This is a genomic window from Methylobacterium sp. CM6257, from assembly GCF_054611515.1.
The window spans coordinates 6,479,411-6,503,956 of the sequence record NZ_CM137735.1 but is presented as its reverse complement, the minus strand read 5'-3'; the positions used below and the strand labels follow the sequence as shown (position 1 = coordinate 6,503,956).

The 24,546-nt window shown below is 71.3% G+C and carries 23 protein-coding genes; 13 read left to right on the top strand and 10 right to left on the bottom strand.

The features are described 5' to 3' along the window. Positions 1-21: 21 nt before the first annotated feature. The 5 genes from hisG to ACYCO6_RS31765 all read right to left on the bottom strand — a co-directional run bounded on the left by hisG (position 22) and on the right by ACYCO6_RS31765 (position 4,820). Positions 22-1,014, bottom strand: coding sequence for an ATP phosphoribosyltransferase (gene hisG / locus ACYCO6_RS31785; protein ID WP_459766853.1), 993 nt, complete (start codon positions 1,012-1,014; stop codon positions 22-24). Beyond that, positions 1,011-2,165: an ATP phosphoribosyltransferase regulatory subunit gene (locus ACYCO6_RS31780; protein WP_459766851.1), complete on the bottom strand. Its 1,155-nt coding sequence runs from the start codon at positions 2,163-2,165 to the stop codon at positions 1,011-1,013. Before ACYCO6_RS31780 ends, hisG begins: the two co-directional genes overlap by 4 nt. A gap of 148 nt (positions 2,166-2,313) precedes the next feature. Beyond that, positions 2,314-2,556 carry a hypothetical protein gene (locus tag ACYCO6_RS31775; protein ID WP_459766849.1) on the bottom strand — a complete coding sequence of 81 codons (243 nt, stop codon included), beginning with the start codon at positions 2,554-2,556 and terminating at the stop codon, positions 2,314-2,316. Between the two features lie 90 nt (positions 2,557-2,646). After that, positions 2,647-4,182, bottom strand: coding sequence for a histidine--tRNA ligase (gene hisS / locus ACYCO6_RS31770; protein WP_459766847.1), 1,536 nt, complete (start codon positions 4,180-4,182; stop codon positions 2,647-2,649). A gap of 134 nt (positions 4,183-4,316) precedes the next feature. Next, positions 4,317-4,820: a DUF3429 domain-containing protein gene (locus ACYCO6_RS31765; RefSeq protein WP_459766845.1), complete on the bottom strand. Its 504-nt coding sequence runs from the start codon at positions 4,818-4,820 to the stop codon at positions 4,317-4,319. Between the two features lie 355 nt (positions 4,821-5,175). Here ACYCO6_RS31765 and rho point away from each other — a divergent pair, with 355 nt between their 5' ends. The 11 genes from rho (at position 5,176) to ACYCO6_RS31710 (ending at position 14,611) form a co-directional block, all read left to right on the top strand. Further along, positions 5,176-6,516 (top strand): transcription termination factor Rho, encoded by a 1,341-nt coding sequence (rho, locus tag ACYCO6_RS31760; RefSeq protein ID WP_459766843.1) that lies wholly within the window; start codon positions 5,176-5,178, stop codon positions 6,514-6,516. Positions 6,517-6,796: 280 nt separating this feature from the next. Then, positions 6,797-7,408: a Maf family protein gene (locus ACYCO6_RS31755; RefSeq protein WP_459766840.1), complete on the top strand. Its 612-nt coding sequence runs from the start codon at positions 6,797-6,799 to the stop codon at positions 7,406-7,408. A 12-nt stretch (positions 7,409-7,420) separates the two neighbouring features. Continuing rightward, a complete protein-coding gene (locus ACYCO6_RS31750; RefSeq protein ID WP_459766838.1) occupies positions 7,421-8,407 on the top strand; it encodes a cation diffusion facilitator family transporter in 987 nt (328 codons plus the stop codon). Beyond that, entirely contained in the window at positions 8,404-9,252 is an 849-nt protein-coding gene (locus ACYCO6_RS31745; RefSeq protein ID WP_459766836.1) for a shikimate dehydrogenase, read from the top strand. The genes ACYCO6_RS31750 and ACYCO6_RS31745 overlap by 4 nt, the downstream gene beginning before the upstream one ends. Continuing rightward, on the top strand, positions 9,249-9,887 hold the full coding sequence (gene coaE, locus ACYCO6_RS31740; RefSeq protein WP_459766834.1) for a dephospho-CoA kinase: 639 nt from the start codon (positions 9,249-9,251) through the stop codon (positions 9,885-9,887). Before ACYCO6_RS31745 ends, coaE begins: the two co-directional genes overlap by 4 nt. Before the next feature lie 65 nt (positions 9,888-9,952). Continuing rightward, positions 9,953-10,168, top strand: a complete 216-nt coding sequence (locus tag ACYCO6_RS31735) for a hypothetical protein (protein WP_459766832.1) — start codon at positions 9,953-9,955, stop codon at positions 10,166-10,168. 99 nt (positions 10,169-10,267) lie between these two features. Next, a complete protein-coding gene (gene dnaQ, locus ACYCO6_RS31730) occupies positions 10,268-10,990 on the top strand; it encodes a DNA polymerase III subunit epsilon (protein ID WP_459766830.1) in 723 nt (240 codons plus the stop codon). A gap of 174 nt (positions 10,991-11,164) precedes the next feature. Continuing rightward, positions 11,165-12,394, top strand: coding sequence for an extracellular catalytic domain type 1 short-chain-length polyhydroxyalkanoate depolymerase (locus ACYCO6_RS31725; protein ID WP_459766828.1), 1,230 nt, complete (start codon positions 11,165-11,167; stop codon positions 12,392-12,394). 116 nt (positions 12,395-12,510) lie between these two features. Continuing rightward, complete coding sequence (locus ACYCO6_RS31720; RefSeq protein ID WP_459766826.1) at positions 12,511-13,401, top strand: TIGR01459 family HAD-type hydrolase; 891 nt, start codon at positions 12,511-12,513, stop codon at positions 13,399-13,401. 55 nt (positions 13,402-13,456) lie between these two features. Then, positions 13,457-14,281, top strand: coding sequence for a 2-keto-4-pentenoate hydratase (locus ACYCO6_RS31715; RefSeq protein ID WP_459766824.1), 825 nt, complete (start codon positions 13,457-13,459; stop codon positions 14,279-14,281). Positions 14,282-14,371: 90 nt separating this feature from the next. Then, the gene (locus ACYCO6_RS31710) at positions 14,372-14,611 is read left to right on the top strand and encodes a hypothetical protein (protein WP_459766822.1); all 240 of its coding nucleotides are present in this window, start codon (positions 14,372-14,374) and stop codon (positions 14,609-14,611) included. Between the two features lie 25 nt (positions 14,612-14,636). On the opposite strand, the gene ACYCO6_RS31705 is transcribed toward ACYCO6_RS31710, so the two are convergent. Together ACYCO6_RS31705 and ACYCO6_RS31700 are read right to left on the bottom strand one after the other, a co-directional pair. After that, positions 14,637-15,338, bottom strand: coding sequence for a response regulator (locus ACYCO6_RS31705; protein WP_459773808.1), 702 nt, complete (start codon positions 15,336-15,338; stop codon positions 14,637-14,639). Positions 15,339-15,340: 2 nt separating this feature from the next. Next, positions 15,341-15,895, bottom strand: a complete 555-nt coding sequence (locus ACYCO6_RS31700) for a MarR family winged helix-turn-helix transcriptional regulator (RefSeq protein WP_459766820.1) — start codon at positions 15,893-15,895, stop codon at positions 15,341-15,343. Positions 15,896-16,106: 211 nt separating this feature from the next. Between ACYCO6_RS31700 and ACYCO6_RS31695 the strand changes: the two genes are divergently transcribed. After that, positions 16,107-17,474, top strand: coding sequence for an 8-oxoguanine deaminase (locus ACYCO6_RS31695; protein ID WP_459766818.1), 1,368 nt, complete (start codon positions 16,107-16,109; stop codon positions 17,472-17,474). A gap of 59 nt (positions 17,475-17,533) precedes the next feature. Here ACYCO6_RS31695 and ACYCO6_RS31690 read toward each other — a convergent pair whose 3' ends face one another. From ACYCO6_RS31690 to ACYCO6_RS31680, 3 genes are all read right to left on the bottom strand, one after another. Continuing rightward, positions 17,534-19,207, bottom strand: a complete 1,674-nt coding sequence (locus ACYCO6_RS31690; RefSeq protein WP_459766816.1) for a formate--tetrahydrofolate ligase — start codon at positions 19,205-19,207, stop codon at positions 17,534-17,536. A gap of 402 nt (positions 19,208-19,609) precedes the next feature. Beyond that, positions 19,610-21,478 carry a tetratricopeptide repeat protein gene (locus ACYCO6_RS31685; RefSeq protein ID WP_459766815.1) on the bottom strand — a complete coding sequence of 623 codons (1,869 nt, stop codon included), beginning with the start codon at positions 21,476-21,478 and terminating at the stop codon, positions 19,610-19,612. A 154-nt stretch (positions 21,479-21,632) separates the two neighbouring features. Continuing rightward, positions 21,633-23,306, bottom strand: coding sequence for an electron transfer flavoprotein-ubiquinone oxidoreductase (locus ACYCO6_RS31680; RefSeq protein ID WP_459766813.1), 1,674 nt, complete (start codon positions 23,304-23,306; stop codon positions 21,633-21,635). 258 nt (positions 23,307-23,564) lie between these two features. Here ACYCO6_RS31680 and ACYCO6_RS31675 point away from each other — a divergent pair, with 258 nt between their 5' ends. Next, positions 23,565-24,455 carry a uracil-DNA glycosylase gene (locus tag ACYCO6_RS31675; RefSeq protein WP_459766811.1) on the top strand — a complete coding sequence of 297 codons (891 nt, stop codon included), beginning with the start codon at positions 23,565-23,567 and terminating at the stop codon, positions 24,453-24,455. The last annotated feature ends 91 nt before the right edge of the window (positions 24,456-24,546 follow it).

Sequence of the window (24,546 nt, the reverse complement as noted above, 5' to 3'; positions counted from 1 at the left end):
GGAGGAGAGCCGCACAACCGCTCAGAGCCGGGCCAGCAGCCGCTCCGCCAGCGGATTCTCGGCCGCGAAGGCGTAGTCGACCCGCCGCACCGTCACGGCCCGCGCCCCGGCCTCGACCAGGGCGCCGGCCAGCTCGAACACCGCGGCCTCCTTGCAGCGCAGCACGATCTCGCCCTCCGCGCCCCGCGGGGCGCCGTAGGGCAGTTCCGCCTCGTGCAGACCCGCGATGGTGGCGAGGTCGAGGGTGCCGCTCTGCGGCAGGGCGGCGCGCACCTCCCGGGTTGTCCGGGCGCGCTCTTCGGCGGCGATGCGGCCCAGCACCGTGCGCAGGGCCGTCCGCTGGCTCTCGCCCCAGGGGGCCTTCAGCGACGCCACGAGGTTGGCCTCGGAGCGCAGGATGATCCCGTCGTCGAGTATCTTCAGGGCGTTGGCGCTGAGCGTGGCGCCCGTGGTGGTGATGTCGACCACGATCTCGGCCGAGCCCGCGGCGGGCGCCCCCTCGGTGGCGCCCAGGCTCTCGACGATCCGGTAATCGGCCACACCCTTCTCGGCGAAGAAGCGCCGCGTCAGGTTCACGTACTTGGTGGCCACCCGCAGGCGCCTCCCGTGGCGGGCGCGCATGCCGGCCGCGACCTCGTCGAGGTCCGACATGTCCCGCACGTCGATCCAGGCCTGGGGCACCGCCACCACCACGGTGGCGTTACCGAAGCCGAGCGGCGTGAGCAGCTCCACTTGGCCGCGCACGTCCGGCAGGGTCTCGCGGATCAGATCCTCGCCGGTCACCCCGAGATGCGCGGCGCCGGAGGCGAGCTGGGCGGCGATCTCCGAGGCGGAGAGGTAGCGCACCTCGACATCGGGCACGCCCAGCAGCTTGCCCCGGTAGTCGCGGGCGCCGGCGCCCTGGGCGAGCTTCAGACCGGCCCGGCCGAAGAACGCGTTGGCGTTCTCCTGCAGGCGGCCTTTGGACGGGACAGCCAGGATGAGGGTGTTGGTCAGGGTCTCGGAAGCGCTCATCGTCCGGCTCCCGCCACGCGCTCGATCCAGAAGGTGCAGCCCACCGCCGGCAGCGGCGCCGGGCTGCCGAGATGCCCGAGGAGTCCGTCGTAGCGGCCGCCGCCGACCAGGGTCGGGCCGTCGCCCCAAGCATCCCCCTGGGTCACCTCGAAGATGAAGCCGGTATAGTAATCGAGGTTGCGGGCGAAACTGCCCTGGAAGCGGAACCGCTCGATCGGCAGGCCGCGGGCCGCGATGAAGCCGGTGCGCTCCTCGAACAGATCGAGGGCCGCCGCGAGGGCGTCGTGACGGATCTGCGCGTCGCTCACCAGCGCTCGCAGGTCCCGGGCGGCCGCGTCCGGATGGCCGGCGATCGCCCGATAGCGGTCGAGGATCGCGCGGTTCTCGGCGTTGAGCCCGGCGCCGCCATGGGCCTGCGCGGCCGCCTTCGCGAGGAAGCGCTCGGCGATCTCGCCGGCGCTGCGACCGCCCACCGCCGAGATCCCGGCGATCGCCAGCACGTCCTCCACGAAGGCGCGTACGCCCCGCGGATCCTGGCCCTGGATCGCCGCCAGCAGGCCCGCATGCGGGTCCTCGGGGCGGGCGCCCGTGCCGCCGTTGGTCACGGCGTCGAGGGACCGGCCGGCGGCGAGCGCCCGGAGCGTCCGGCGCTTGGCCGCGGGCGGAACCGCCAGGCCGTCGAGGAGCGCCATGGTCAGGCCCATGTCGCCGAGCCGGACCGCCGGATCGCTGCGGCCGAACAGGGCGAGGCCTTCCAGGGCGAGGCCCAGCACCTCGGCGTCCGCCGCCGGCGTGTCGGTGCGCCCGATCGACTCGATCCCGGCCTGGAAGAACTCGTCGGGCTCCTCGGCGGCGAGCCGGAAGACCGGCCCGCAATAGCTGTAATCGGCCGCCCGGCCATCGGCCTCGGCCCTGTGCAGGCGGCAGACGGGGATGGTGAATTCCGGCCGCAGGCACAGCTCGGCTCCGGCCGCGTCCTGGGTCACGAAGATCCGCCGGCGGATATCCTCGCCCGACAGTTCCAGGAACGGCTCCAGCGGCTGCAGCACCGGCGGCGTCACCGGCCGGTAACCCGCCGCCGCCAGATGGGCGAGCAGCCGCGTGCGCGCCGCGTCTCCCGCCCCCGTCTCGCCTGCCTCGGGTCGTGTCATCGGATCCACCTCGCGCGCGCTCTGTAGCAACCGCGGCCGGACTTGGCGACACGCTCCGATGCGGGGCGGGGCCGGATGCGCGCGCAGGATTGCGCAGGGGCCCCGTCGGCCTCCGGGCATCGTCCCGGAAGCGGACGTCCGGATCCGGTCAGAGCGGCCGGGCGGTGCCGAGCCGCGCGCCGCGCGGCCGCCGCGCGGGCTTGCGCCGGGCGAGCGCCGTCACCGCCGGGGCACCCGCCATGCCGGCGCTCAGGACCGGCGCGCTGCCGGTCCCGGGCGTGGCGCGGGCGGTGGCGCTTGGCAGCCGGTCGAGGGCCGGCCGGGCTGCCCAGGCGGGCACCGCGCCGGCGAGGACCAGTCCGGCGGACAGGATCAGGATCTTCGCGCGCATGCCGACTTCTCCGCGGCGCCGATGCGGGCACCGACGCCGGCACCCGGCAGGACAACGCCGCCGGGCGCGCCGCGTTCGACGCGCGGTGCGTCAGCCCGCGGTGGCCGGGAAGTGCCGGGCCAGCACGGTGCGGACCTGCGCCACCAGATCGGCCTCGGGACAGGAGAACTGAGCCGGCCGCGCCGCCTTCCACTCGGCATTGCTGGCGATGGACTCGGCCGCCCGCGCGCCCTCGATCAGGTCCTTGATCTGAACCTCGCCGGCCAGCCGCTCGTTGGAGCCCTGGATCACCGCCACGGGGGCGCGGCGGCGGTCGGCGTATTTCATCTGCGCCTTCATTCCGGCGGCGCCGAGATAGAGCTCGGCCCGGATGCCGTCGGCCCGCAGGAGTGCGACGAGCCGCTGGTAATCGGCCATGTTCTCCCGGTCGAGGACCAGCACCACCACGGGGCCCGGCGTCTCGGCGCCGGCGAGCAGCGGGCTGCCCACGAGCTGCAGGGCCGAGAACAGGCGCGACACGCCGATCGAGAAGCCGGTGGCCGGCACCGGCTCGGACCGGAACCGGCCGACGAGGCCGTCGTAGCGCCCGCCGCCGGCCACCGAGCCGAAGCGCACGGTCTGACCGTCCTCGTTGGTGACCGGGAAGGTCAGCTCGGCCTCGTAGACCGGACCCGTGTAGTATTCGAGCCCGCGCACCACGCTCGGATCGGCGCGGATCACGTCGTGGCCGTAGCCGGCGGCGGCGCAGAGGCGCATGATCGCGTGCAATTCGGCGATGCCCGCGCGGCCGGTCTCCGAATCGCCCACCGCGTCGTGCCAGCCGGCGAAGAACTTCTCCCAGAACGCCACCTTGTCGGCGCCGTCCGCGGCATCGGCCTGGAACGACACGTAGGCGAGGATCCGCCCGATTGCCGCCGCGTCGAGGCCCGCGCCCTTGGTGAAGTCGCCGCTCTCGTCCTTGCGGCCGGCACCGAGGAGGTCGCGCACCCCGTCGACGCCCAGCCGGTCGAGCTTGTCGATCGCCCGCAGGACCGTGAGGCGCTGGCCGGCCTTGTCGGCGCCTGCCAGTCCGATCGCCTCCATGACGCCGTCGAGCACCTTGCGGTTGTTGACCTTGACCACGTACTGGCCGCCGAGCCCGAGCCGGTTCAGCGTGTCGGCCATCAGCATGCAGGTCTCGGCATCGGCCGCGACGCTGCCCGCCCCGACGATGTCGGCGTCGAACTGCATGAACTGGCGGAAGCGACCCGGCCCGGGCTTCTCGTTGCGGAAGACGTAGCCGGCCCGGTAGCTGCGATAGGGCTTGGGCAGCGCGTCGTAGTTCTCGGCCACGAACCGGGCGAGCGGCGCCGTGAGGTCGTAGCGCAAGCTCAGCCACGCCTCGTCGTCGTCCTGGAACGAGAACACGCCCGCGTTCGGGCGGTCGAGGTCGGGCAGGAACTTGCCCAGCGCCTCGGTGTACTCGACGAAGGGCGTCTCCAGGGCCTCGAACCCGTAGAGCTCGAAGCTCTTCCGGATCGTCTCCAGCATCCGCCCCTGCGCGGCGATCTCGTCGGCGCGCCGGTCGACGAAGCCGCGCGGCAGGCGGGGCTTCAGGGTCTCGGCCTTGCTCTCGGCCTTGGACATGATCGTCTTCGCTTCCCGCGGACCCGGGCGTTCCGGGTCCGGCATCCGGAGTGACTCGTCCCCGACGGAGCGGGATCCTGAGGCCGGGCTCTAGAGCATGAGGCCGATGAGCGGCAAGATTGGCGGGACGATTGTCAGTAGGGCGCCGTCAGCTTGAGCCAGAGCAGGGCCGCGAGGCTCACCACGGCGATCGGCATCTGGATGGGTCGCAGGCGGGCATGCGCCAGCGGCACCTCGCCGGCCCGCGCGGCGATCGGATCGAGGATCGCGATGAGGGCGTAGCCGAGGATCAGCATCGCAAGCGCCGGCACCGCCTTGCCCATCACGGCGGTGAACAGGCTGAACAATCCGAGCCCGTACAGGACCAGCATCATCACGATCTGTGACAGCTGCGGGCCGCCCTCGGTCCGGAAGCTGACGCCCCGGTGTACGCCCGCCAGGAACAGCAGGATCGAGGCCGCGTAGAGCAGGGTGAACAGGGCGACCAGATAGTCGAGGGGCTGCCCGTTCAGCCACCAAGCGACGGCGGCGCCCACGGCGATCGGCACCATCGGGCCGAAGCCGAAGACGATGTCGAGCCACGGGATCCGGCGCGGCTCGTGCGTGGTGAGGGTGCGTCCGGTGGCGTCGTCGCGCATGGTCGTCGGGCGGGGCTCTCGGGTTGGGGATCTGCTGCACTGCAGCGCCGGCACGGGGAACGGTCCCGTCCGGGCACGGTTCCGGGCCGCTTCGATACGTCACCTGTCTATCCGCGGCGCGGCGCTCCCGCGAGGCTCTTGAGTGCAGGGATGAAACGCGTTATCTGTGAGGGGCCCTCATCACAAGGTCTGCGCCGCAGCGCGCCCGTGAGCCACGAGGGTCCTGCCAGAACGGTTTAGCCAACCTGATCCACGGGCCCCTCGCCGCAGCGCGGCCCGCCCTTCGGCGCCCGTCCCCCGGGTGCTTGGCACAGAACCGGCCCTCCCACCTTCTCCGTCGGTTGCAAGACACCTCATGACGCCAAACCCCGACGCCCTCGCCGACATCGAGACCGTGGAGCCGGCCGATGTACCCGCCGTCCTCGACGGCGTCCGCGAGGTCAAGCTCCAGGACCTCAAGTCCAAGACGCCCACCGACCTGATCGCCTTCGCCGAGGAGGTCGAGGTCGAGAACGCATCGACCATGCGCAAGCAGGAGCTGATGTTCGCCATCCTGAAGCAGCTCGCTGCCAAGGAGGTCGAGATCATCGGCTCGGGCACCGTCGAGGTGCTGCAGGACGGCTTCGGCTTCCTGCGCTCCTCCGACTCGAACTACCTTCCGGGTCCCGACGACATCTACATCTCGCCGACCCAGATCCGCCGCTTCGGCCTGCGCACCGGCGACACCGTCGAGGGCCCGATCCGCGGTCCCAAGGACGGCGAGCGCTACTTCGCGCTTCTGAAGGTCAACACGATCAATTTCGAGAACCCCGAGAAGATCAAGCACAAGGTCCACTTCGACAACCTGACGCCGCTCTTCCCGACGAAGCGCTTCAAGCTCGAACTGGACAACCCGACCAAAAAGGACTTCTCGCCGCGGATCATCGACATCGTGGCGCCGATCGGCAAGGGCCAGCGCGCCCTGATCGTGGCGCCGCCGCGCACGGGTAAGACCGTGCTGATGCAGAACATCGCCCAGTCGATCACCCTGAACCATCCCGAGTGCTACCTGATCGTGCTGCTCATCGACGAGCGGCCCGAGGAGGTCACCGACATGCAGCGCTCGGTGAAGGGCGAGGTCATTGCCTCCACCTTCGACGAGCCGGCCACCCGCCACGTGCAGGTCGCCGAGATGGTGATCGAGAAGGCCAAGCGCCTCGTGGAGCACGGACGCGACGTCGTGATCCTGCTCGACTCGATCACCCGCCTCGGCCGCGCCTACAACACGGTGGTGCCGTCTTCCGGCAAGGTGCTCACCGGCGGCGTCGACGCCAACGCCCTGCAGCGGCCCAAGCGCTTCTTCGGCGCCGCCCGCAACATCGAGGAGGGCGGCTCGCTCTCGATCATCGCCACCGCGCTCATCGACACCGGTTCGCGGATGGACGAGGTGATCTTCGAGGAGTTCAAGGGCACCGGAAACTCCGAGATCATCCTGGACCGCAAGGTCTCCGACAAGCGCATCTTCCCGGCGATCGACATCACCCGCTCGGGCACCCGCAAGGAGGAGCTGCTGGTCCCGCCGGACGCGCTCAAGAAGACCTACGTGCTGCGCCGCATCCTCAACCCGATGGGCGTCACCGACGCGATCGAGTTCCTGCTCGACAAGCTGCGCCAGACCAAGAGCAACAGCGACTTCTTCGACTCGATGAACACCTGAGGCTCCGGTTCGACCGGCCTCCCGACCCTCCTCCTCATCCTGAGGTGAAGGGTTGGAGGGCCGGTGCATCTCTGTCCCTGTCCCGCCGCGGCACGGAACGGCCCGGCCGTGCGACCCGGCCGTTGACCTTCTTCTAACCGGTCCCTGCCAGGATCATCTTCGGGCGCCAGGTTGCGTATCGGCCCCGCGACAGCCCCGCCGACCGGCCCATCCCGGCGGCGGGGCTCGTCGCAGCCCCTGGCCGACTTGCACCGGCCCCCGGATCCGTGACACTGGCGCGATGCCCCGCTCGCCCTGGACCGGTCCGCAACCGCTCCTCCTCGCCTCGACCAGCCCGACCCGGCGCCTCCTGCTGGAGAGCGCCGCCCTGCCGGTCGAGACCGCCGCTCCCGATGTCGACGAGCGCGCCCTGGAGGCGGGGAGCGCCGGCCTGTCCCCGCCCGACCTCGCCCTGAAGCTCGCCCGCGCGAAAGCCGAGTCGGTGGCGGCACGATGTCCCGGGCGGATCGTCATCGGCGCCGACCAGGTGCTCGACCTCGACGGCACGGTGTTCCACAAGCCTGCGGATATGGGGGAAGCCCGGGCGCAACTCGCCCGGCTGTCCGGCCGGACCCATGCCCTGCATTCCGCCGTCGCCCTGGCCGGAGCGGTCGAGGACGCTTTCGTGGAGACCGCTCGGCTCACCCTGCGGCCCCTCGATGACCGGGCCATTGCGGCCTATGTGGAGTGCGCCGGCGAGGCGCGGGTCCGGTCGAGCGTCGGCGGCTACCAGCTCGAAGGACCGGGGATCCACCTGTTCCAATCGGTCGCGGGCGACCACAGCACCGTGCTGGGCCTGCCGCTTCTGCCGCTCCTCGCCCGCTTGCGCACCGCCGCGGTTCTGGATTTTTGAGGGAGCATCGCCTTGGCCGGGCATGACCATTCGCAGGGCGGCCATTCCCATGGCAGCCATTCTCACGGAGGCCATGCCCATGGCGGCCACGGAGGTCACGCGCATGCCCCGAAGAATTTCGGGCCCGCCTTCGCTATCGGCATCGCGCTCAACACCGCCTTCGTGGTGATCGAGGCGACCTACGGCTATCTCAGCAACTCGATGTCGCTCGTGGCCGATGCCGGCCACAATCTCTCGGACGTGCTGGGCCTCGCGGCGGCCTGGATCGCCGCCATCCTGGTGCGCCGGCGCGCCACCGCGCGCTTCACCTACGGCTATCGGGGCTCCTCGATCCTGGCCGCCCTGTTCAACGCGGTCTTCCTGTTGATCGCCATGGGGGCGGTGATCTGGGAGGCGCTGGTCCGGCTGGTCCATCCCGAGCCCGTGGCGGGCACGACCGTCATGGTGGTGGCCGCCGTCGGGATCCTGGTGAACGGCCTGACCGCGTGGCTCTTCGCCAGCGGCGCCAAGGGCGACATCAACGTCCGCGGCGCCTTCCTGCACATGGCGGCCGACGCCGCCGTCTCGGCCGGGGTCGTGGTGGCGGGACTCGTGATCCAGCTCACCGGGCTCGCCTGGCTCGACCCGGCGGTCAGCCTCGTCATCGCGGCCCTGGTCGTCTGGGCGACCTGGGGCTTGCTGCGCGACAGCGTGGCGATGTCGCTCGACGCGGTGCCGCCGGAGATCTCCCCGGATGCGGTGACCGGCTTCCTCCTCGACCGGCCGGGTGTCGCCGGCCTTCACGACCTGCATATCTGGTCCATGAGCACCACCAGCGTCGCCCTCACGGTCCATCTCGTGATGGCCGAGGGCCATCAGGGCCACCGCCTGCCCGGCAACGGCTTCCTCAACGAGACGGCCGAGGGCCTGCGCGCGCGCTTCGGCATCGGGCACGCGACCCTGCAGATCGAGGAGGCCGGCGGCCCGGCCTGTCGCCTCGCCCAGGATTGCGCGGCATGAGCGCCGTGAGTCCCCGGGCCTTCGTGGTCGGCCATCCGATCGCCCATTCGCGCTCGCCGCTGATCCACGGCTACTGGCTCGCCGAGCACGGAATCCCGGGCTCCTACGAGCGGCTGGACGTGGCCCCGGAGGCCTTCCCGGACTTCGTGCGCGGCCTGCCCGGATCCGGCTACCGGGGCGGCAACGTCACGATCCCCCACAAGGAGGCGGCCTTCGCGCTCGCCGACATCCTGACCTCCCGGGCGGAAAAGATCGGCGCGGTGAACACCCTGGTGGTCGAGCCCGACGGGCGGATCCGCGGCGACAACACCGACGCGCCGGGCTTCTGCGCCCATCTCGACCACAGTTTGGGCGCGGCCTGGCCGACGCGCGCGGGCGGCACCGCTGTGGTGCTCGGGGCCGGCGGAGCGGCGCGGGCGATCGTGGTGGGGCTGGCCGAGCGCGGGCTCCGGCGCATCCTGGTCGCCAACCGCACCGCGGCCCGGGCCGGGACGGTTGCGTCCCTGGCGCCGGGCATCGGCGCGGCCCTCGCCTGGGACGATCTGCCGGCGGCGTTGGAAGAGGCCGGCCTCCTCGTCAACACCACGTCGCTCGGCATGAAGGGCCAGCCGCCCCTCGACCTCGACCTCGCGCCCCTGCCGGCGGGGGCGGCGGTGGCCGACATCGTCTACGCGCCCCTGGAGACGGAGCTCCTCGCCGCGGCCCGGCGGCGGGGACTCGCGGCGGTGGACGGGCTCGGCATGCTGCTGCACCAGGCGGTGCCGGGCTTCGCGGCATGGTTCGGCCTGCGCCCCGAAGTCACGCCGGGGCTGCGGGAGCGGATCGTGGCGGATCTCGCCGGATGAGGCGCAAGACCGGTCCCGGACCCGTTGTGCTCGGGCTGACCGGCTCGATCGGCATGGGCAAGTCGGCCACCGCGGCGATGTTCGCGCGGCTGGGCGTCCCGGTCCACGACGCCGACGCCGCCGTGCACGCCCTCTACGGGCCCGGCGGTGCGGCCGCGACCGCGATCGGGACGTCCTTTCCCGGCGTGCTCGACGCGGCCGGCGGCGTCGACCGCACCCGGCTGCGCGCGGCGGTGCTCGACGCGCCCGAGCGGATGGCGGCTCTCGAGGCGATCGTCCACCCGCTGGTCCGGGCGGCCAGCACGGAGTTCCTGGCCCGGCACGCCCAGGCCCCCCTGGTCGTCCTCGACATCCCGCTCCTCTACGAGACCGGGGGCGAGGGCCGCTGCGACGCGGTCGCGGTGGTGAGCGCCCCTCCGGAGGTCCAGCGCGCCCGGGTGCTCGCCCGCCCCGGCATGACCGAGGCGGCCTTCGCGGCGATCCTGGCCAAGCAGATGCCGGATGCCGAGAAGCGGGCTCGGGCGGATTTCGTCATCGACACGAGCCGGGGTTTTCCCGCCGCCGAGGCCGAGGTGGCGCGGATCGTGGCCGCGCTCACGGAGGAGCGTGCGCCGCCGCACCGAGCCGGAGAGTGACCCGGCCGGGCCATTGCATATCTGCAGTTGTAGTTCGGGGGTGAACCGAGTGCAGGATGGACGTGATGGCGTGGCGTTTCAGAGGGATCGATCCGGTTCGCTCCGGCGGCGTCCTGGCCGCGGCTGTCCTCGCGCTGCTCGCCGCCGCGCCGGCCCAGGCCCAGTACGCCGCCGCCTGTCCCCCGCCGAAGAAGCTCGCGGCGGGCGCCTGCGTCACCGCCTGCCCGGGCGGGTACGAGGACCGCGGGCGCGAATGCGTGTACCGCAACATGTCCCGGTGAGCGGCCCGGGGATGAACGGGCACGGCGGGTTAACCGCTCCGGCCTATCCCGGTTAGGGTCCGGTCTCCCTCCTTCCGGTCCCAGCGAGTCGCCAAACCCATGCTGCGCGAGATCGTCCTCGACACCGAGACCACCGGCACGGAGGCGAAAGGCGGCGACCGGCTGATCGAGATCGGCGCCGTCGAACTCCTCAACCACATCCCCACGGGCCGGACCTTCCACCGCTACTGCAACCCGCAGCGGCCGGTTTCCGAGGGCGCATTCGCCGTGCACGGCCTGTCCGACGCGTTCCTGTCCGACAAGCCGATCTTCGCGGAGATCGTGGGCGAGCTGCTGGATTTCCTCGGCGACGGGCGCCTCGTCATCCACAACGCGCCCTTCGACGTCGGCTTCCTCAACATGGAATACGCCCGACTCGGGGCCAATGCCCCGCCGCCGATCCAGCTGGAGGACGTGGTCGACACTCTGCCCATGGCCCGGCGCAAGCATCCGGGGGCGGCCAACAACCTCGACGCCCTCTGTGCCCGCTACGGCATCGACAACACGCGACGCACCAAGCACGGGGCGCTCCTCGACGCGCAGATCCTGGCCGAGGTCTATGTCGAGCTGCTCGGCGGCAAGCAGACCAGCCTCGGGCTCCTGGAGGCGGAGATCGCCGCCCCAATCGACGGCGCGATCACCCCGCAGGCGGCGCCGGCGGTGCCCCGGCCTTACCGGAGCCGCCTGACCGACTCGGAACGGGCCCGCCACGAGAGCTTCCGGGCGAGCCTCGGTCCCGCCGCGATCTGGGCCGAGTACATCGGCGCGGATGATCCGGCCTGAGCCGCCGCCAGACCCGCGCCGAAGGATGTTGCCGCATCGCACATCGGCGTTTATTGCAATGCACAATGCGCCGTCGGCGTACCATCTGTCGGATGGTGAGGATCGCCCATGCGAAGGCACAGGCGCGGAGGTCCCGACCGCGGCGGGAAGATCGAGGCAGCGAGGCGCGCACGCATGACCGAAGATTTCGGCAGCCGCGACGGAGAGCGCGACGACAAGACCGGCCCGTCGCCGTTCGCCGACATGATCGAGGCCTCCCGCCTGACCGGCCTCGGCCGCCTGGAGGAGGCCACGGCCCTCATCCAGCGCAGCCTGGGAGGCCAGAAGGCCGCCCCGCGCCCGCCGGGTCCGGCACGCCGCGACGAGGCCGGCCGGGAGGCCCGGGCCGAGGCGCCGCGGGAGACCGCGGCGGAAGCCGGCATGCGGGTGCGCGAGGTGGTGGGTCAGGTGGTGCGCGGCCTCGCCCCGGTGCTGAAGGGCCTCGGCAACCCGCTGCGGCAGCCCGGGCCGCCTGCCGCCGGCCGGAGCAGCGGCTCGGGGGGCCGATTCGTGACCCTCAGCCACACCGAGGCCGCCGGCACTCGCGAGTACAAGCTGTTCATCCCGAGCCATCCGAAGGAGCCGGCGCCGCTGGTGGTGATGCTGCACGGCTGCACGCAGAACCCCGACGATTTCGCCGCCGGCACGGGCATGAACGAACTCGCCGAGCGCGCGGGCTTGTACGTCGTCTATCCCGCCCAGAGCCGCCAAGCCCATGCCCAGCGCTGCTGGAACTGGTACGAACCCCGCGATCAGGGCCGCGGATCGGGCGAGCCGGCGATCATCGCGGGCCTGACCCGCACCGTGATGGCGGCCCATCCCATCGATCCGGCCCGGGTCTACATCGCCGGCCTGTCGGCAGGGGGGGCGGCCGCCCTGAACATCGCCCGGGCCTATCCGGACCTCTACGCCGCGGTGGGCGTCCATTCGGGACTCGCCGCCGGCTGCGCCCGCGATCTCGGCTCGGCGCTGATGGCCATGCAGGTCGGCGCGCCGGGCCTCGGCACGGCCACGCCGTTCGGCGCCCCCCCGACCGGGCGGCGCGTGCCGACGATCGTCTTTCACGGCGAGGATGACGGCACGGTGAGCGTGCGCAATGCCGACCAAGTCCTGGCGCAGGCCAATGTCGCGGGACTGACGGCGCGGTCCGAGACCTTCGAGGACCACGGCCATCCCTTCACCCGCACCCGCTACCGGGACGAGGCGGGCCGGGTCGTCGTCGAGGATTGGCGGGTGCGCGGCGCCGGCCACGCTTGGTCGGGCGGCCGCTCGGAGGGCAGCTATACCGACGGCGAGGGACCTGACGCCTCCCGGGCGATGCTCGACTTCTTCGCCGAGCATCGGCTGGGGCCGGACCGGCGCTAGGGCACGTCGGACGAAGGCCGCCCGCACCCCTCTTGCGATCACGTGAGGATCCCGGGAAACCCGACCCTGCGTCCTTGCCCGCGCACCCTCATGCCTTCCCCCAATCCGGACCGATCATGACCGCAACGCCCGCACCGATCCCGACCCTCGACGGCCTCGCGGAGGTCGCCGACCGGTACGACCTGATCCTCTGCGACGTCTGGGGCGTGCTGCATGACGGCCAGAAGGCCCACGGACCGGCGGGCGAGGCGCTGATCCGCTTCCGCGGCCTCCCGGGCTCGCGGTCGCGCCGGGTGGTCCTGGTCTCCAATGCGCCGCGGCCCGGGGACGGCGTGCAGCGCATCCTCGACCGGTTCGGGGTGCCGCGGGAGGCCTACGACGCGATCCTCACCTCGGGCGACCTCACCCATGACCTGATCGCCGCACGCCCGGGCGCGCGGATCCGGCATCTCGGGCCGGAGCGCGACCTCGGCATCTTCCAGGGCCTCGACCTCACCCTGGTCCCCGAGGAGGAAGCCGATCTCGTCGTCTGCACGGGCCTGTTCGACGATCGGAGCGAGACCGCCGACGATTACCGGCCTGAACTCACGCGTCTCGCGGCGCGCGGACTCACGATGATCTGCGCCAATCCCGACCTCGTGGTCGAGAGCGGCAACCGGCTGATCCCCTGCGCGGGCCTGATCGCGGCGGCCTATGCCGCGATCGGCGGCGCGGTGGTGTATGCCGGCAAGCCGCACCGGCCGGTCTACGAGGCGGCGCTGGCCAAGGGCGGGGCGCTCGGCGGCGCGGCGGTGGATCCGGGCCGGGTCCTGGCCATCGGCGACGCGATCCGCACCGACATCGCGGGCGCGCGCGGCTTCGGCGTGGCGAGCCTGCTGGTGGCCCGGGGCATTCACGCGGAGGAACTCGGCGTCACGGCCGAGCACCACCGGCTGGGCGACGTGGCGGAGTGGCTCGGCCGCCAGGCGGTGCACCCGGACGCGGTGATCGAGCGGCTGGTCTGGTAGCGCGGCGCGTCCCCGGCGCGTCCCCGGCGCTTGGCCGGCATGCTACAGGCCGGCCATGACCGATTCCGTCCCCGCCGCGACCCACGCCCGAACCATCCTGGCCGCGCACGAGCATCGTCGCCAGATCGCCCCGCTGACCGGGTGGGATCCCGGCCTCGACCTCGCCGCCGCCTACCGGGTGGCCGAGGCGGTCCGCCGCCTTCGGGTCACGCGCGGCGAGCGGACGGTCGGCCGCAAGATCGGCTTCACCAACACGACGATCTGGGACCGGTACGGCGTGCGCGCGCCGATCTGGGGACATGTCTACGACACGACCCTGCGGGACCGGGCCGCGCTGCCGGGAGCGGTGGCGCTCACAGCCTTCGTCGAGCCCCGGATCGAGCCGGAGATCGTGTTCGGCCTCAGACGGGTCCCGGAGCCCGGCATGGATCAGGCGGCCCTGATCGGCTGCCTCGACTGGGTGGCGGCCGGCTTCGAGATCGTGCAGTCGCTCTATCCCGGCTGGCGCTTCGCCGCTCCCGACACGGTAGCGGCCTTCGGGCTGCACGGATTGCTGGTGGTCGGTGAGCGGGTGCGGATCGCCCCCGGTGCGGCGCAGGACTGGATCGACCGACTCGGAGCGTTCTCGGTCGATCTGCTGCGCGACGGGGCGGTTGCGGAACGGGGCGGCGGCCGGAACGTGCTCGGGGCCGGACCCCTGGCGGCCCTCGGCCACCTCGTCGATGTGTTGGCTAACGATTCAGTCGGGCCGCCGCTGGCGGCCGGCGAAATCGTGACCACCGGGACGCTCACCGACGCGCTGCCGGTTGCCGCCGGGGAGGTCTGGAGCATGAGGCTCGCCGGGTTGTCCCTGCCCGGTCTCGATCTAGCGCTGGCCTGACGGAGCCGGCGTCGGATAACTCGGCCTTGTCCCCGACTGGGTACGGGTACGGATATTGTGATCGTTAGCCGACAGGCCACATGTTGAGACATGCCTGGACGCGCGCGGAGACGATACACCACCTTCCTCATCTCCGTGACGACGGACCTTCCCGGCGACGGCGCCTCGGGTGCAACGGTCTACGCGGTGATGACGTCCAGCGCCGGGGAGGCGCTGGAGGCCGTGCGCGCACGGGCCGAGCCGCAGAGTGCGGTCACCCTGGTGGGGAGCCTCTCCACCCGGGTCGCCAAGGCGCTCAAGCTGAAGCCCGACGAGCTGCGCGCGGTGTGACCCGCGCCCGCCCGCGCCGCCGGGTTCAGTCCACGGCCAGCCGGTAGCCGACCCCCCGCACCGTCTGCAGGAAGACGGGGTTGGCCGGATCGACTTCGGTCTTGCGGCGCAGGCGGTTGATCTGCACGTCGACGGTGCGCTCCGCGGCCGCGCCTCCGGAGCCGGCGAGCTGCTCGCGCTCCACGTTGGCGCCCCCGGCGACCGCCAGGATCGTCAGGATCTCGCGCTCGCGCTCGGTGATGCGGATCAGCTCGTCGTCCCGGCGCAGCTCACCCCGGTCGATCCGGAACGCGAACGGCCCGAAGGTCACGGCCTCGGCTGCCGCCGCGCGGGGGCGGACGCTGCGCTGGATGATGTTGTTGAGCCGGAGCGTCAGCTCCCGGGGCTCGAAGGGCTTGGGCAGGTAATCGTCCGCGCCGATCTCCAGGCCCATGACCCGATCGTTCGGGTTGGAGCGGGCGGTGAGCATCAGGATCGGGACCCGCGAGGTCTCGCGGACGCTCCGGGCGTAGTCGAAGCCGTTCTCGCCGGGCATCATCACGTCGAGCACCATCGCGTCGAACACGACGCTCTGGGCCCGGGCCCGGGCCTCGGCGGCACTCGCCGCCACGGTGACCCGGAAACCCTGGTCGGTGAGGTAGCGGGCGAGCAATTCGCGCAGGCGGCGGTCGTCATCCACGACGAGGACGTGCGGCGCCTCGTCGGGCAGTTCGGCCCGGGCGGTCATCGTCACGCGGCACCCCCCTCGGTCGCGCGCTGTTCGGCCCCCGCGCCCCGCCGCGCCATCAGGCACCGGACCGCGGCACGGTCCTCCGGCTCGATCATCGCCATCAGGAAATCCTCCGGGGAGCCCCGCGCATCCGGCGCGGCGAGCGCCCGGGCGAGGCGGCGGGCTTGGACGCGGGTAAGATCGGCCGCCAGCTTGGCGCCCGCTTCCGTGCAGTAGAGAAGGCGCTGGCGCCGGTCGCTCGAACCGGGCTTCTGCGCGATGTAGCCCTGCCCAATCAGGTCCTTGAGGACCCGGTTCAGGCTCTGCTTGGTGATGCGCAGGATGTCGAGCAGCTCGGCGATGGTCAGGCCCGGATACCGGTCCACGAAGTGCAGCACCCGGTGATGCGCCCGGCCGAAGCCGTAGGCGGCGAGGATCCGGTCGGGATCGCCCACGAAGTCCCGGTAGGCGAAGAACAGAAGCTCGATCAGGTCGTCGCTGCCGAGGGAGGCCGGCGCGGCACCCGAAACGGGTTTTGCCGCGACGGGCTCCTCGCGCGGGGCTGTCCGTGTCACGGCGCGGCCGCTCCCAACGGGTGATAGGTCAGTCTCCGTGACGTTTCTCAAGCACGCCCGGACCCGTCAACCCTGACCGCGGGTCCCGGGATACCGGTCCGGCACGGCCGTCACCCGGCAAGGGAGCTGGGGCGGGACACCATCCGGGCTTGCCGGCGTTCCGGCCGCTCCGCTACGCATCATCTGTCGGGCGGATGGATCGGCGGGAAGCATGGGCGACGCATCTGGATCGGGATCCCGCCGCCTGTGGATCCGCGACCCGCTCGCCATCCTGGCCGAGGGGGCCGGCGGCGGTGTCGTCGTCGCGGGAACCCGCATCGTCGAGCATGTGGCGGCGGGCGCCCGTCCGGCGAAGCCGGTGGACGAGACCTTCGACGCCTCGCGCCACGTCGTCATCCCCGGGCTGATCAACACTCACCACCACGCCTTCCAGACGCTGACCCGCGCCCACCCGATCGCGATCAACAAGCCGCTCTTCCCGTGGCTGAAGGCGCTCTACACGGTCTGGGGGCGGATCACCCCGGAGGCGTTCCGGCTCGCCACGCAGGTGGCCTATACCGAGCTGCTGCTCTCGGGCTGCACCACGGCGGGCGACCACCACTACCTGTTCCCCAAGGGGCTGGAGGATTCGGTGGACGTCCAAGTCGCGGAGGCCCGCGCTCTCGGGATCCGCGCCGTCGTCACCCGCGGCTCCATGAGCCTGTCCGACCGGGAGGGCGGCCTGCCCCCCGGGAGCCTGACGCAGGACGATGACACGATCCTGTCCGATTGCGAGCGGGTGCTCAACCTGTTCCACGATCCCGCCCCGGGGGCCATGGTGCAGATCGGGCTCGCCCCCTGCTCACCCTTCGCGGTGACCAAGCGCCTGATGCGCGAGAGCGCGGACCTCGCCGCCCGGCAGGGAAGCCGCCTGCACACTCATCTCGGCGAGACGCTCGCCGAGGACGATTACTGCCTCTCCATGTTCGGCTGCCGCCCCGTCGACTATCTGGAGGAGGTCGGCTGGCTGAGCGACCGGGTCTGGCTGGCCCACGGCATCCATTTCAACGATGCCGAGGTCGCCCGGCTCGGCAAGGCGGGGGTCGGCGTGTGCCACTGCCCGACCTCGAACATGACCCTGGCCTCGGGCCGCTGCCGCACCTGCGAGCTGGAGGCGGCGGGCGCGCCCGTGGGCCTCGGGGTCGACGGCTCGGCCTCGAACGACAGCTCGAACCTCATGGAGGGCGTACGCCACGCGGTGATGCTGAGCCGGCTCACCTACGGGGCGGAGGCCGTGACCCACCGCGATGCGCTCCGCTGGGCGACCGAGGGTTCGGCCGCGTGCCTCGGCCGCTCCGATATCGGGCGGATCGAGCCGGGCCGGGAGGCGGACCTCGCGCTGTTCACCCTGGAGGAGCTGCGCTTCTCCGGCGCCCACGACCCGCTGGCGGCGCTGGTCCTGTGTGGCGCCACACGGGCCGACCGGGTGATGGTGGCCGGTCAGTGGCGGGTGATCGACGGGCATCCGCTCGGGGTCGATACGGGGCTCTTGCGCGAGGCGCATTCCCGGCTGGCGGTGACGCTGTTCGGAACGGTGTGAGGCGCACCCCGCGGCGGCGCCCGCCCTCCCGCCGAGGGGAGAGCGGGCGCGGCTGATCCTCAGAACAGCCCGTCGATCTGGCCTTTGGGGTCGAGACGGATCGTGTCGGCGGCCGGCACCCGGGGCAGGCCCGGCATGGTCATGATCTCCCCGCAGATCGCCACCACGAAGCCGGCGCCGGCCGAGAGCCGGACGTCGCGCACGCCGACGATGTGGCCCTCGGGGGCGCCCATCAGGCTCGGGTCGGTGGAGAACGAGTACTGGGTCTTGGCCATGCAGATCGGCAGGTGGCCGTAGCCGTCCTTCTCGAAGGTGGCGAGCTTGCCGGCCGCCTTCGTCTCGATCTGGATGTCGGCGGCGCCGTAGAGCTTGGTGGCGATCGCCCGGATCTTGTCGGTGAGCGGCGCCTCCGTCTCGTAGGCGTGGCGGATCGGCGCCGGCTCGGCGGCGGCGAGCTTCACCACGGCGCGGGCCAGATCCTCGGCCCCGGCCCCGCCTTCCGCCCAATGGCGGCAGGTGATCGCCTCGACGTCGAGCCGCTCGCGGCACAGCTCCTTGAGCTTGGCGTGCTCGGCGTCGGTGTCGGCGTGGAAATGGTTGACGCCGACCACCACCGGCATGCCGAAGCCGCGCAGGTTGGTCACGTGCCGGGCGAGATTGGCGAAGCCCTTCTCCAGGGCATCGATGTTCTCGGCCCCGAGGTTCTTCTTGTCGACACCGCCATGCATCTTGAGCGCGCGGATGGTCGCCACCACGACGACCGCCGACGGGGTCAGGCCCGCCTGCCGGCACTTGATGTCCAGGAATTTTTCCGCGCCCAGATCGGCGCCGAACCCGGCCTCCGTCACCGTGTAGTCGGCGAGCCGCAGGCCCGCCCTTGTGGCGATCACCGAGTTGCAGCCATGGGCGATGTTGGCGAAGGGGCCGCCGTGGATCAGCGCCGGGTTGCCCTCGAGCGTCTGGACGAGGTTCGGCTGCAGCGCGTCCTTGAGCAGGACCGTCATGGCGCCGGTGGCCTTCACGTCCTTGAGCGTGACGAGCTTGCGGTCGCGGGTCTCGGCGATGACGATCCGGCCGAGGCGCTCCTCCAGGTCGGCCAGATCCTTGGCGAGGCAGAACACCGCCATCACCTCGGAGGCCACCGTGATGTCGAACCCGTCCTCGCGGGGGAAGCCGTTGGCGACGCCGCCCAGCGACTGGTTGATCTGGCGCAAGGCCCGGTCGTTCATGTCGACGACCCGGCGCCAGTGGATGCGGCGCACGTCGATGTTGAGCTCGTTCGCCCAGTAGACGTGGTTGTCGATCAGCGCGGCCGCGAGGCTGTGGGCCGACGTGATGGCGTGGAAGTCGCCGGTGAAGTGCAGGTTGATCTGCTCCATCGGCACGACCTGCGCCTTGCCGCCGCCGGCCGCGCCACCCTTCATGCCGAAGCACGGCCCGAGCGAGGGCTCGCGCAGGCAGATCATGGTCTTCTCGCCGATGCGGTTCAGGGCGTCGCCCAGGCCCACCGTGGTGGTGGTCTTGCCCTCGCCGGCCGGGGTCGGGGAGATCGCCGTCACCAGCACGAGCTTGCCGGGCTTCCGGCTCTCCAGCCCGGCGATGTAGCCGTGGTCGATCTTGGCGATGTGCTTGCCGTAATTGTGGAGCGCGTCATCCGGGATGCCGAGCTTCTCGGCGACCTGCGCGATCGGCTTCAGGGTCGCGGCGCGGGCGATCTCGATGTCTGACGGCATGGGCCTTCCTCCCTGACTCGCGGGCACCCTGCCCGCCCGCCGGCTCTTGCCGTGCGAATATCCTGCCGTGCGGGCTGCCGGCGCGGCCGGGCCACGGCGCGTCTGCCCCCAAACGGCTGCGCACTGTGCGTCAAACCGACGGGAAATGCGCGTCGATTTTTATGAGGGGGCCGACAAAAACAAGTTTTCGGTTTGCTGACCGCGACGGGGAGCGCGGGATCGCGTGGCAATGTGAGGCGACGCCCACTCATCCTCTCATCCTGAGGTGCCGGAGCGCAGCGGAGACCTCGAACGAGAGCTCCAGGGATCACTGCGTGTTCTGGCGGGCTCCTTCGAGGCGGCTTCGCCGCACCTCAGGATGAGGAGAATGGATGGGACCGATCGTCTTCCGAGCGGTCCGGTTCAGCCCCCCGACTTCTTGGCCTTGTCGGCGGCGCCCGGCGCCTCGTGCGGCTGGGGTGCGCCCTTGGGCAGCTCCGGGTTGTCGGCGTTGTGCGGGGCGGCCACCGGGGCCGGGGTGGTCTCGGCGGTGGCGGTGGGCTTCTCGGTCTCCGGCAGGCCGTCCTTAAGCTTCGCGTTGATCTGCGCGAGGTCGTCCGGCTCGGGGTTCAGGTCCTTGGCGTGCTGCCACTGGAACTTGCCCTCCAGGCGCCGGCCCGACCGCCAGTAGGCGTCGCCCAGGTGGTCGTTGATGGTCGGGTCGCCGGGCTTCAGCTCGACCGCCTTCTCCAGCTCGCGCACCGCGTCGTCCCAGCGGCCGAGGCGGTAATAGGCCCAGCCGAGGCTGTCGACGATCATGCCGTCCCGGGGGCTGGCGTCGGCCGCCTGCTGCAGCAGCTTGAACGCCTCGTCGATGTTGATCTTCTGGTCGACCCAGGAATAGCCGAGGTAGTTCATCACCTGGGCCTTGGCGGCCGGCTGGTTGTCCGGCACCAGGGACAGCGCCTTCTTCAGGTCGGCCTCGGCCTTCGGCCATTGCTTGGCGCGCTCGTAGGCAGTGCCGCGGAAGTAGAAGGTCGTCCAGTAGTTCGACAACGGCCGGTCGCCGATGAGGTCGATGGCGCGGGTGTAGGTGGCCGCCGCTTCCTCGTACTTCTTGCGCGCGCGCTGGACGTTGCCGAGCGCGGTGATCACGTCGATGTCGTCCGGATGGGCCTTCATGGTCGCGTCGAGATGCTCGAGCGCCTCGTCGCCCTTGCCCATCTGCTCTAGGTTCAGGCCGATCTGGATATCGGCGTTGAGCTTGAGCGGGGAATTGGCCGGGATCTGCGCGTAGGCCTCGTTGGCCCGCTCGGGCTGCTTCATCCGGTCCAGCGTGTCGGCAAGCGTCAGCCGGGCGAGCGCGTGGTCGGGGGCGAGATAGAGCGCCAGCCGCAGGTAGATCACGGCGGGCAGCTCGTCGCCCTGCGTCGAGCCCGCGGAGCCGAGCCCGTACAGCACCTCGGCGGCGCCCTCCTGGGCGTTGCCGACCAGCCGCGCGAGCGGCTTGCCCGCCTTGAGCTTGTCGAGAGCGTCGCGCACCAGCGGATGGCGGGGCGAGAGCTGGTCGAAATCGGAATAGGCCTGGATCGCCAGATCGGTACGGCCGAGGCTGGCCTCCATCCGGGCATAGGCATCGACGATGCGCAGGGTGTTGTGGTCGGCCTCGTAGGCGGCCTTGAGGCGGCGCTCGGCCTCGGCGTTGTCGCCGGTGACCGCGGCGATCAGGCCGGCATGGTAGTCGCGGAACGTGTTGTAGTAGCGCTCGCCCCGAAGCTTGTTGACGGTCTCCAGCGCCTTCCTGCCGTCACCCGCGCCCGCGTAGGACCAGGCGGTGAGCAGTGTCGCGGTCAGGTCCGTGGCGGCGCCGCGGCCGCTGCGGGAAAAGTTCTGGCGGGCAGCGGCCCATTGGCCGGCCTTGATCTGGCGAACCCCGAGGGAGAGGTTGGCGAGCCCGTTGGTGGGATCGCGGGCGATCAGCTTCTCCGCCGTGCGGAACGCGTCCGGCAGGGCGCCGTCGGCGAGCAGCGAGATGAAGGCGCGCTCGACCAGCTCGGCGTTGCGCGGATCCGCCTTCACCGCCTCGCGGTAGAAGGTCGCCGCCGCGGCCGTATCCCGGGAGGCGCCCGCGATGTAGGCGGAGAGGAAGTTGCCCTCGAGCGAGTCCGCGGGCTCGTAGTCGAGCACTGGGGTCGATTCCTTCGGCTGGGCGGCGAGCACGCTCTGCGGCAGCCCGGCGGCGAGCAGAAGGGCGAGCGCCGAGACGCTCCGGCGGGCGCGTGTTGTCATCATGAACCGATCGCGGCTCCTGGGCGCCGGCCCGTCAGGGGCCGGGCGCGAGAATGGCGGGGCGTCCCCGAAAAAACGCTGGGGACACTGAACCCATCCCGCCAGCCCTGCAAGGCGAAAGGATGGCGCCGCGCCATTCCTGCCCGGCCCGGGCGCCTCACATGTTCGGGTAGTTCGGCCCGCCCGGTCCCTCCGGGGTGACCCAGTCGATGTTCTGGTTCGGGTCCTTGATGTCACACGTCTTGCAGTGGACGCAGTTCTGCGCGTTGATTTGGTAGCGCACCCCGTCGCTCGCGGAGGCGTCCTCCACCCATTCGTAGACGCCCGCCGGGCAGTAGCGGGCCGAGGGACCGCCGTAGACGTCGTGCTCGGAGCGCTTCTGCAAATCCAGGTCGCGGACCTTCAGGTGGGGCGGCTGGTCCTCCTCGTGGTTGGTGTTCGACAGGTAGACCGAGGAGAGCCGGTCGAAGGTCAGCTTGCCGTCGGGCTTCGGGTAGACGATCGGCGTCACCTCGGAGAGCGGCTTGAGGCAGGCATGATCCGGCTTGCCGTGCTTGAGCGTGCCGAACGGCGAGGCGCCGAAGATGCTCGTCGCCCACATGTCGATCCCGCCGAGGCCCACGCCGACCAGCGTGCCGTATTTGGACCAGAGCGGCTTGACGTTGCGCACGGCCTTCAGGTCCCGCCCGATCGGGCTGTCGCGCCAGCCGGCCTCGTAGGCGGTGAGCTCGTCGCCGGCGCGGCCCGCCTTCAGGGCGTCCGCGATGGCGTCGGCCGCCTGCATCCCGGACAGGATCGCGTTGTGCGAGCCCTTGATCCGCGGCACGTTGACGAAACCCGCCGAGCAGCCGACCAGGCAGCCGCCCGGGAAGACCAGCTTCGGCACCGATTGCCAGCCGCCCTCCATGATGGCGCGCGCGCCGTAGCCGATGCGCTTGGCGCCCTCGAAGGTCTCGGCGATCAGCGGGTGGGTCTTGAAGCGCTGGAACTCCTCGAACGGCGACAGGGTCGGGTTCTCGTAGTTCAGGTGCGTGACGAAGCCGACCGAGAGCAGGTTGTCGTCGAAATGGTAGAGCCAGGAGCCGCCGCCGGCCTTGTTGGGCAGCGGCCAGCCCATCGTGTGGCGCACGAGCCCCGGCTCGAACTTGCCGGGCGCGAGCTGCCAGAGCTCCTTCACGCCGAGCCCGTACTTGAAATGGTCGCTGTGCCGGTTGAGTTCGAAGCGCTGGATCAGGCCCTTGGTCAGGCTGCCCCGGGCGCCCTCGCCGAACACCGTGTACTTGGCGCGCAGCTCCATGCCGCGGGTGTAGTCGTCGCGCGGCTCACCCGACTTGCCGATGCCGAGATCGCCCGTGGCGATGCCCACCACCGCGCCGTTCGCGTCGTAGAGAACCTCGGAGGCCGGGAAGCCCGGGTAGATCTCGACGCCGAGCGCCTCGGCCTGGACGCCCAGGTACTTGCACACGTTCGACAGCGAACCGACGAAGTTGCCGTGGTTCGACATGAGCTTGGGGAAGAACAGGTTCGGCAGGGTGATGCCGCTGTTCTTGGTGAGCATCATGAACTCGTCGCGCTGAACTTCGGTCTTGAGCGGCCGCTCCGGATCGGTGCGCCACTCGGGCAGGAGCCGGTCGAGGCCTACGGGATCGATCACCGCGCCCGACAGGATGTGGGCGCCGACCTCGGAGCCCTTCTCGACGACGACGACGGAGATCTCCTCGCCGATCTCGGCGGCGCGCTGCTTCAGGCGGATCGCGGCGGCGAGTCCCGCCGGGCCGGCGCCGACCACGACCACGTCGAAATCCATGCTCTCGCGTTCGGGCAGCGCCATCCTCGCCTCTCCTTTTCTTGTCCGAGTTCTTGTTTGAGTGCCCGATCTGCCGACCGGCCGGCCTTCCTGCTGCCGTCTCAAGCGATTCCAAGCTAGAAAGGCAAGTTGCCGAAGCCAGCCTTAAGGCAAAGCTGCCTTTGCCGCACGGGTGCTCTTCAGAGCGCGGCCGCGCGGCAGCCGGCACCGCGCTGTTCGGTCACGCAAGTCCTTGCCGACCGGCGCGTTTCGAGAGTTGTCCACAGGCTTCGGCGATCCCACATGCTTGTCCCCATGCCGAGCCCCGACGACGCGCAAGCCGACCTGATCGCCTATCTCGACTTCCACGTGGAGGCCGGGGCCGACGCGGCGCTCGACGAGCAGCCGCATGACCGCTTCGGCGAAACCGAGACGCCCGCGCCGACCCTGCGCTCGCCCCGCCGCGCCGCCCCCCGGGCAGCCGAGCAGCCCGTCAGCTCGGTCGCCAACAGCCTCGTGCCGCCCCCCGGCTCGCCGCCGCCCGCCGCGGCGCCGCGCACCTTCGGCCGCGCCGCCAGCGCCCAGCCGGACGAGGCCGCGAGCGACGCCCGGGCCCGGGCGCGGCAGGCCAAGACGCTGGACGAGCTGGAGCGGATCCTGGCGGACTTCGACGCCTGCCCGCTGCGCTTCACCGCCAAGAATCTCGTCTTCGCCGACGGTAATCCGGAGGCGCGGGTGATGTTTCTCGGCGAGGCGCCGGGCGCCGACGAGGACCGGATCGGCAAGCCGTTCATGGGCCGCTCGGGCCAGCTCCTCGACAAGATGATGAAGGCGATCGGCCTGGACCGGACCAGCGCCTATATCGGCAACATCGTGCCCTGGCGGCCCCCGGGCAACCGCAACCCGACCCCCCAGGAGGTCGCGGTGTGCCGGCCCTTCGTGGAGCGCCAGATCGAGCTGGTGGATCCGGACATCATCGTCTGCCTCGGCGCGCCCGCGACCCAGACCCTCACCGGCACGAAGGACGGGATCCTCCGGACCCGCGGCCGCCTGTTCCCGTACAAATTGCCGAGCCGCGAGGTGAAGGTGCTGGCGACCCTCCACCCGGCCTTCCTGCTGCGCCAGCCGGTGCAGAAGCGCCTCGCCTGGCGGGACTTCCGGGCGTTGCGCGCGCTCCTCGACGGGACAGCTTGACCGCGGCAGCGGAACCGGGTCTCCCCTCCCGCCATTAGAGCTTCGTTCCCGCCGCGGGTGTGCCGACGGCCGGACACAACGACGCACAGCA

Coding starts and splice junctions, on each gene's coding strand:
- hisG (WP_459766853.1), bottom strand. CDS start 1,014: ATGAGCGCTTCCGAGACCCTGACCAACACCCTCATCCTGGCTGTCCCG.
- ACYCO6_RS31780 (WP_459766851.1), bottom strand. CDS start 2,165: ATGACACGACCCGAGGCAGGCGAGACGGGGGCGGGAGACGCGGCGCGC.
- ACYCO6_RS31775 (WP_459766849.1), bottom strand. CDS start 2,556: ATGCGCGCGAAGATCCTGATCCTGTCCGCCGGACTGGTCCTCGCCGGC.
- hisS (WP_459766847.1), bottom strand. CDS start 4,182: ATGTCCAAGGCCGAGAGCAAGGCCGAGACCCTGAAGCCCCGCCTGCCG.
- ACYCO6_RS31765 (WP_459766845.1), bottom strand. CDS start 4,820: ATGCGCGACGACGCCACCGGACGCACCCTCACCACGCACGAGCCGCGC.
- rho (WP_459766843.1), top strand. CDS start 5,176: ATGACGCCAAACCCCGACGCCCTCGCCGACATCGAGACCGTGGAGCCG.
- ACYCO6_RS31755 (WP_459766840.1), top strand. CDS start 6,797: ATGCCCCGCTCGCCCTGGACCGGTCCGCAACCGCTCCTCCTCGCCTCG.
- ACYCO6_RS31745 (WP_459766836.1), top strand. CDS start 8,404: ATGAGCGCCGTGAGTCCCCGGGCCTTCGTGGTCGGCCATCCGATCGCC.
- coaE (WP_459766834.1), top strand. CDS start 9,249: ATGAGGCGCAAGACCGGTCCCGGACCCGTTGTGCTCGGGCTGACCGGC.
- ACYCO6_RS31735 (WP_459766832.1), top strand. CDS start 9,953: ATGGCGTGGCGTTTCAGAGGGATCGATCCGGTTCGCTCCGGCGGCGTC.
- dnaQ (WP_459766830.1), top strand. CDS start 10,268: ATGCTGCGCGAGATCGTCCTCGACACCGAGACCACCGGCACGGAGGCG.
- ACYCO6_RS31725 (WP_459766828.1), top strand. CDS start 11,165: ATGACCGAAGATTTCGGCAGCCGCGACGGAGAGCGCGACGACAAGACC.
- ACYCO6_RS31720 (WP_459766826.1), top strand. CDS start 12,511: ATGACCGCAACGCCCGCACCGATCCCGACCCTCGACGGCCTCGCGGAG.
- ACYCO6_RS31715 (WP_459766824.1), top strand. CDS start 13,457: ATGACCGATTCCGTCCCCGCCGCGACCCACGCCCGAACCATCCTGGCC.
- ACYCO6_RS31710 (WP_459766822.1), top strand. CDS start 14,372: ATGCCTGGACGCGCGCGGAGACGATACACCACCTTCCTCATCTCCGTG.
- ACYCO6_RS31705 (WP_459773808.1), bottom strand. CDS start 15,338: ATGACCGCCCGGGCCGAACTGCCCGACGAGGCGCCGCACGTCCTCGTC.
- ACYCO6_RS31695 (WP_459766818.1), top strand. CDS start 16,107: ATGGGCGACGCATCTGGATCGGGATCCCGCCGCCTGTGGATCCGCGAC.
- ACYCO6_RS31690 (WP_459766816.1), bottom strand. CDS start 19,207: ATGCCGTCAGACATCGAGATCGCCCGCGCCGCGACCCTGAAGCCGATC.
- ACYCO6_RS31685 (WP_459766815.1), bottom strand. CDS start 21,478: ATGATGACAACACGCGCCCGCCGGAGCGTCTCGGCGCTCGCCCTTCTG.
- ACYCO6_RS31680 (WP_459766813.1), bottom strand. CDS start 23,306: ATGGCGCTGCCCGAACGCGAGAGCATGGATTTCGACGTGGTCGTGGTC.
- ACYCO6_RS31675 (WP_459766811.1), top strand. CDS start 23,565: ATGCTTGTCCCCATGCCGAGCCCCGACGACGCGCAAGCCGACCTGATC.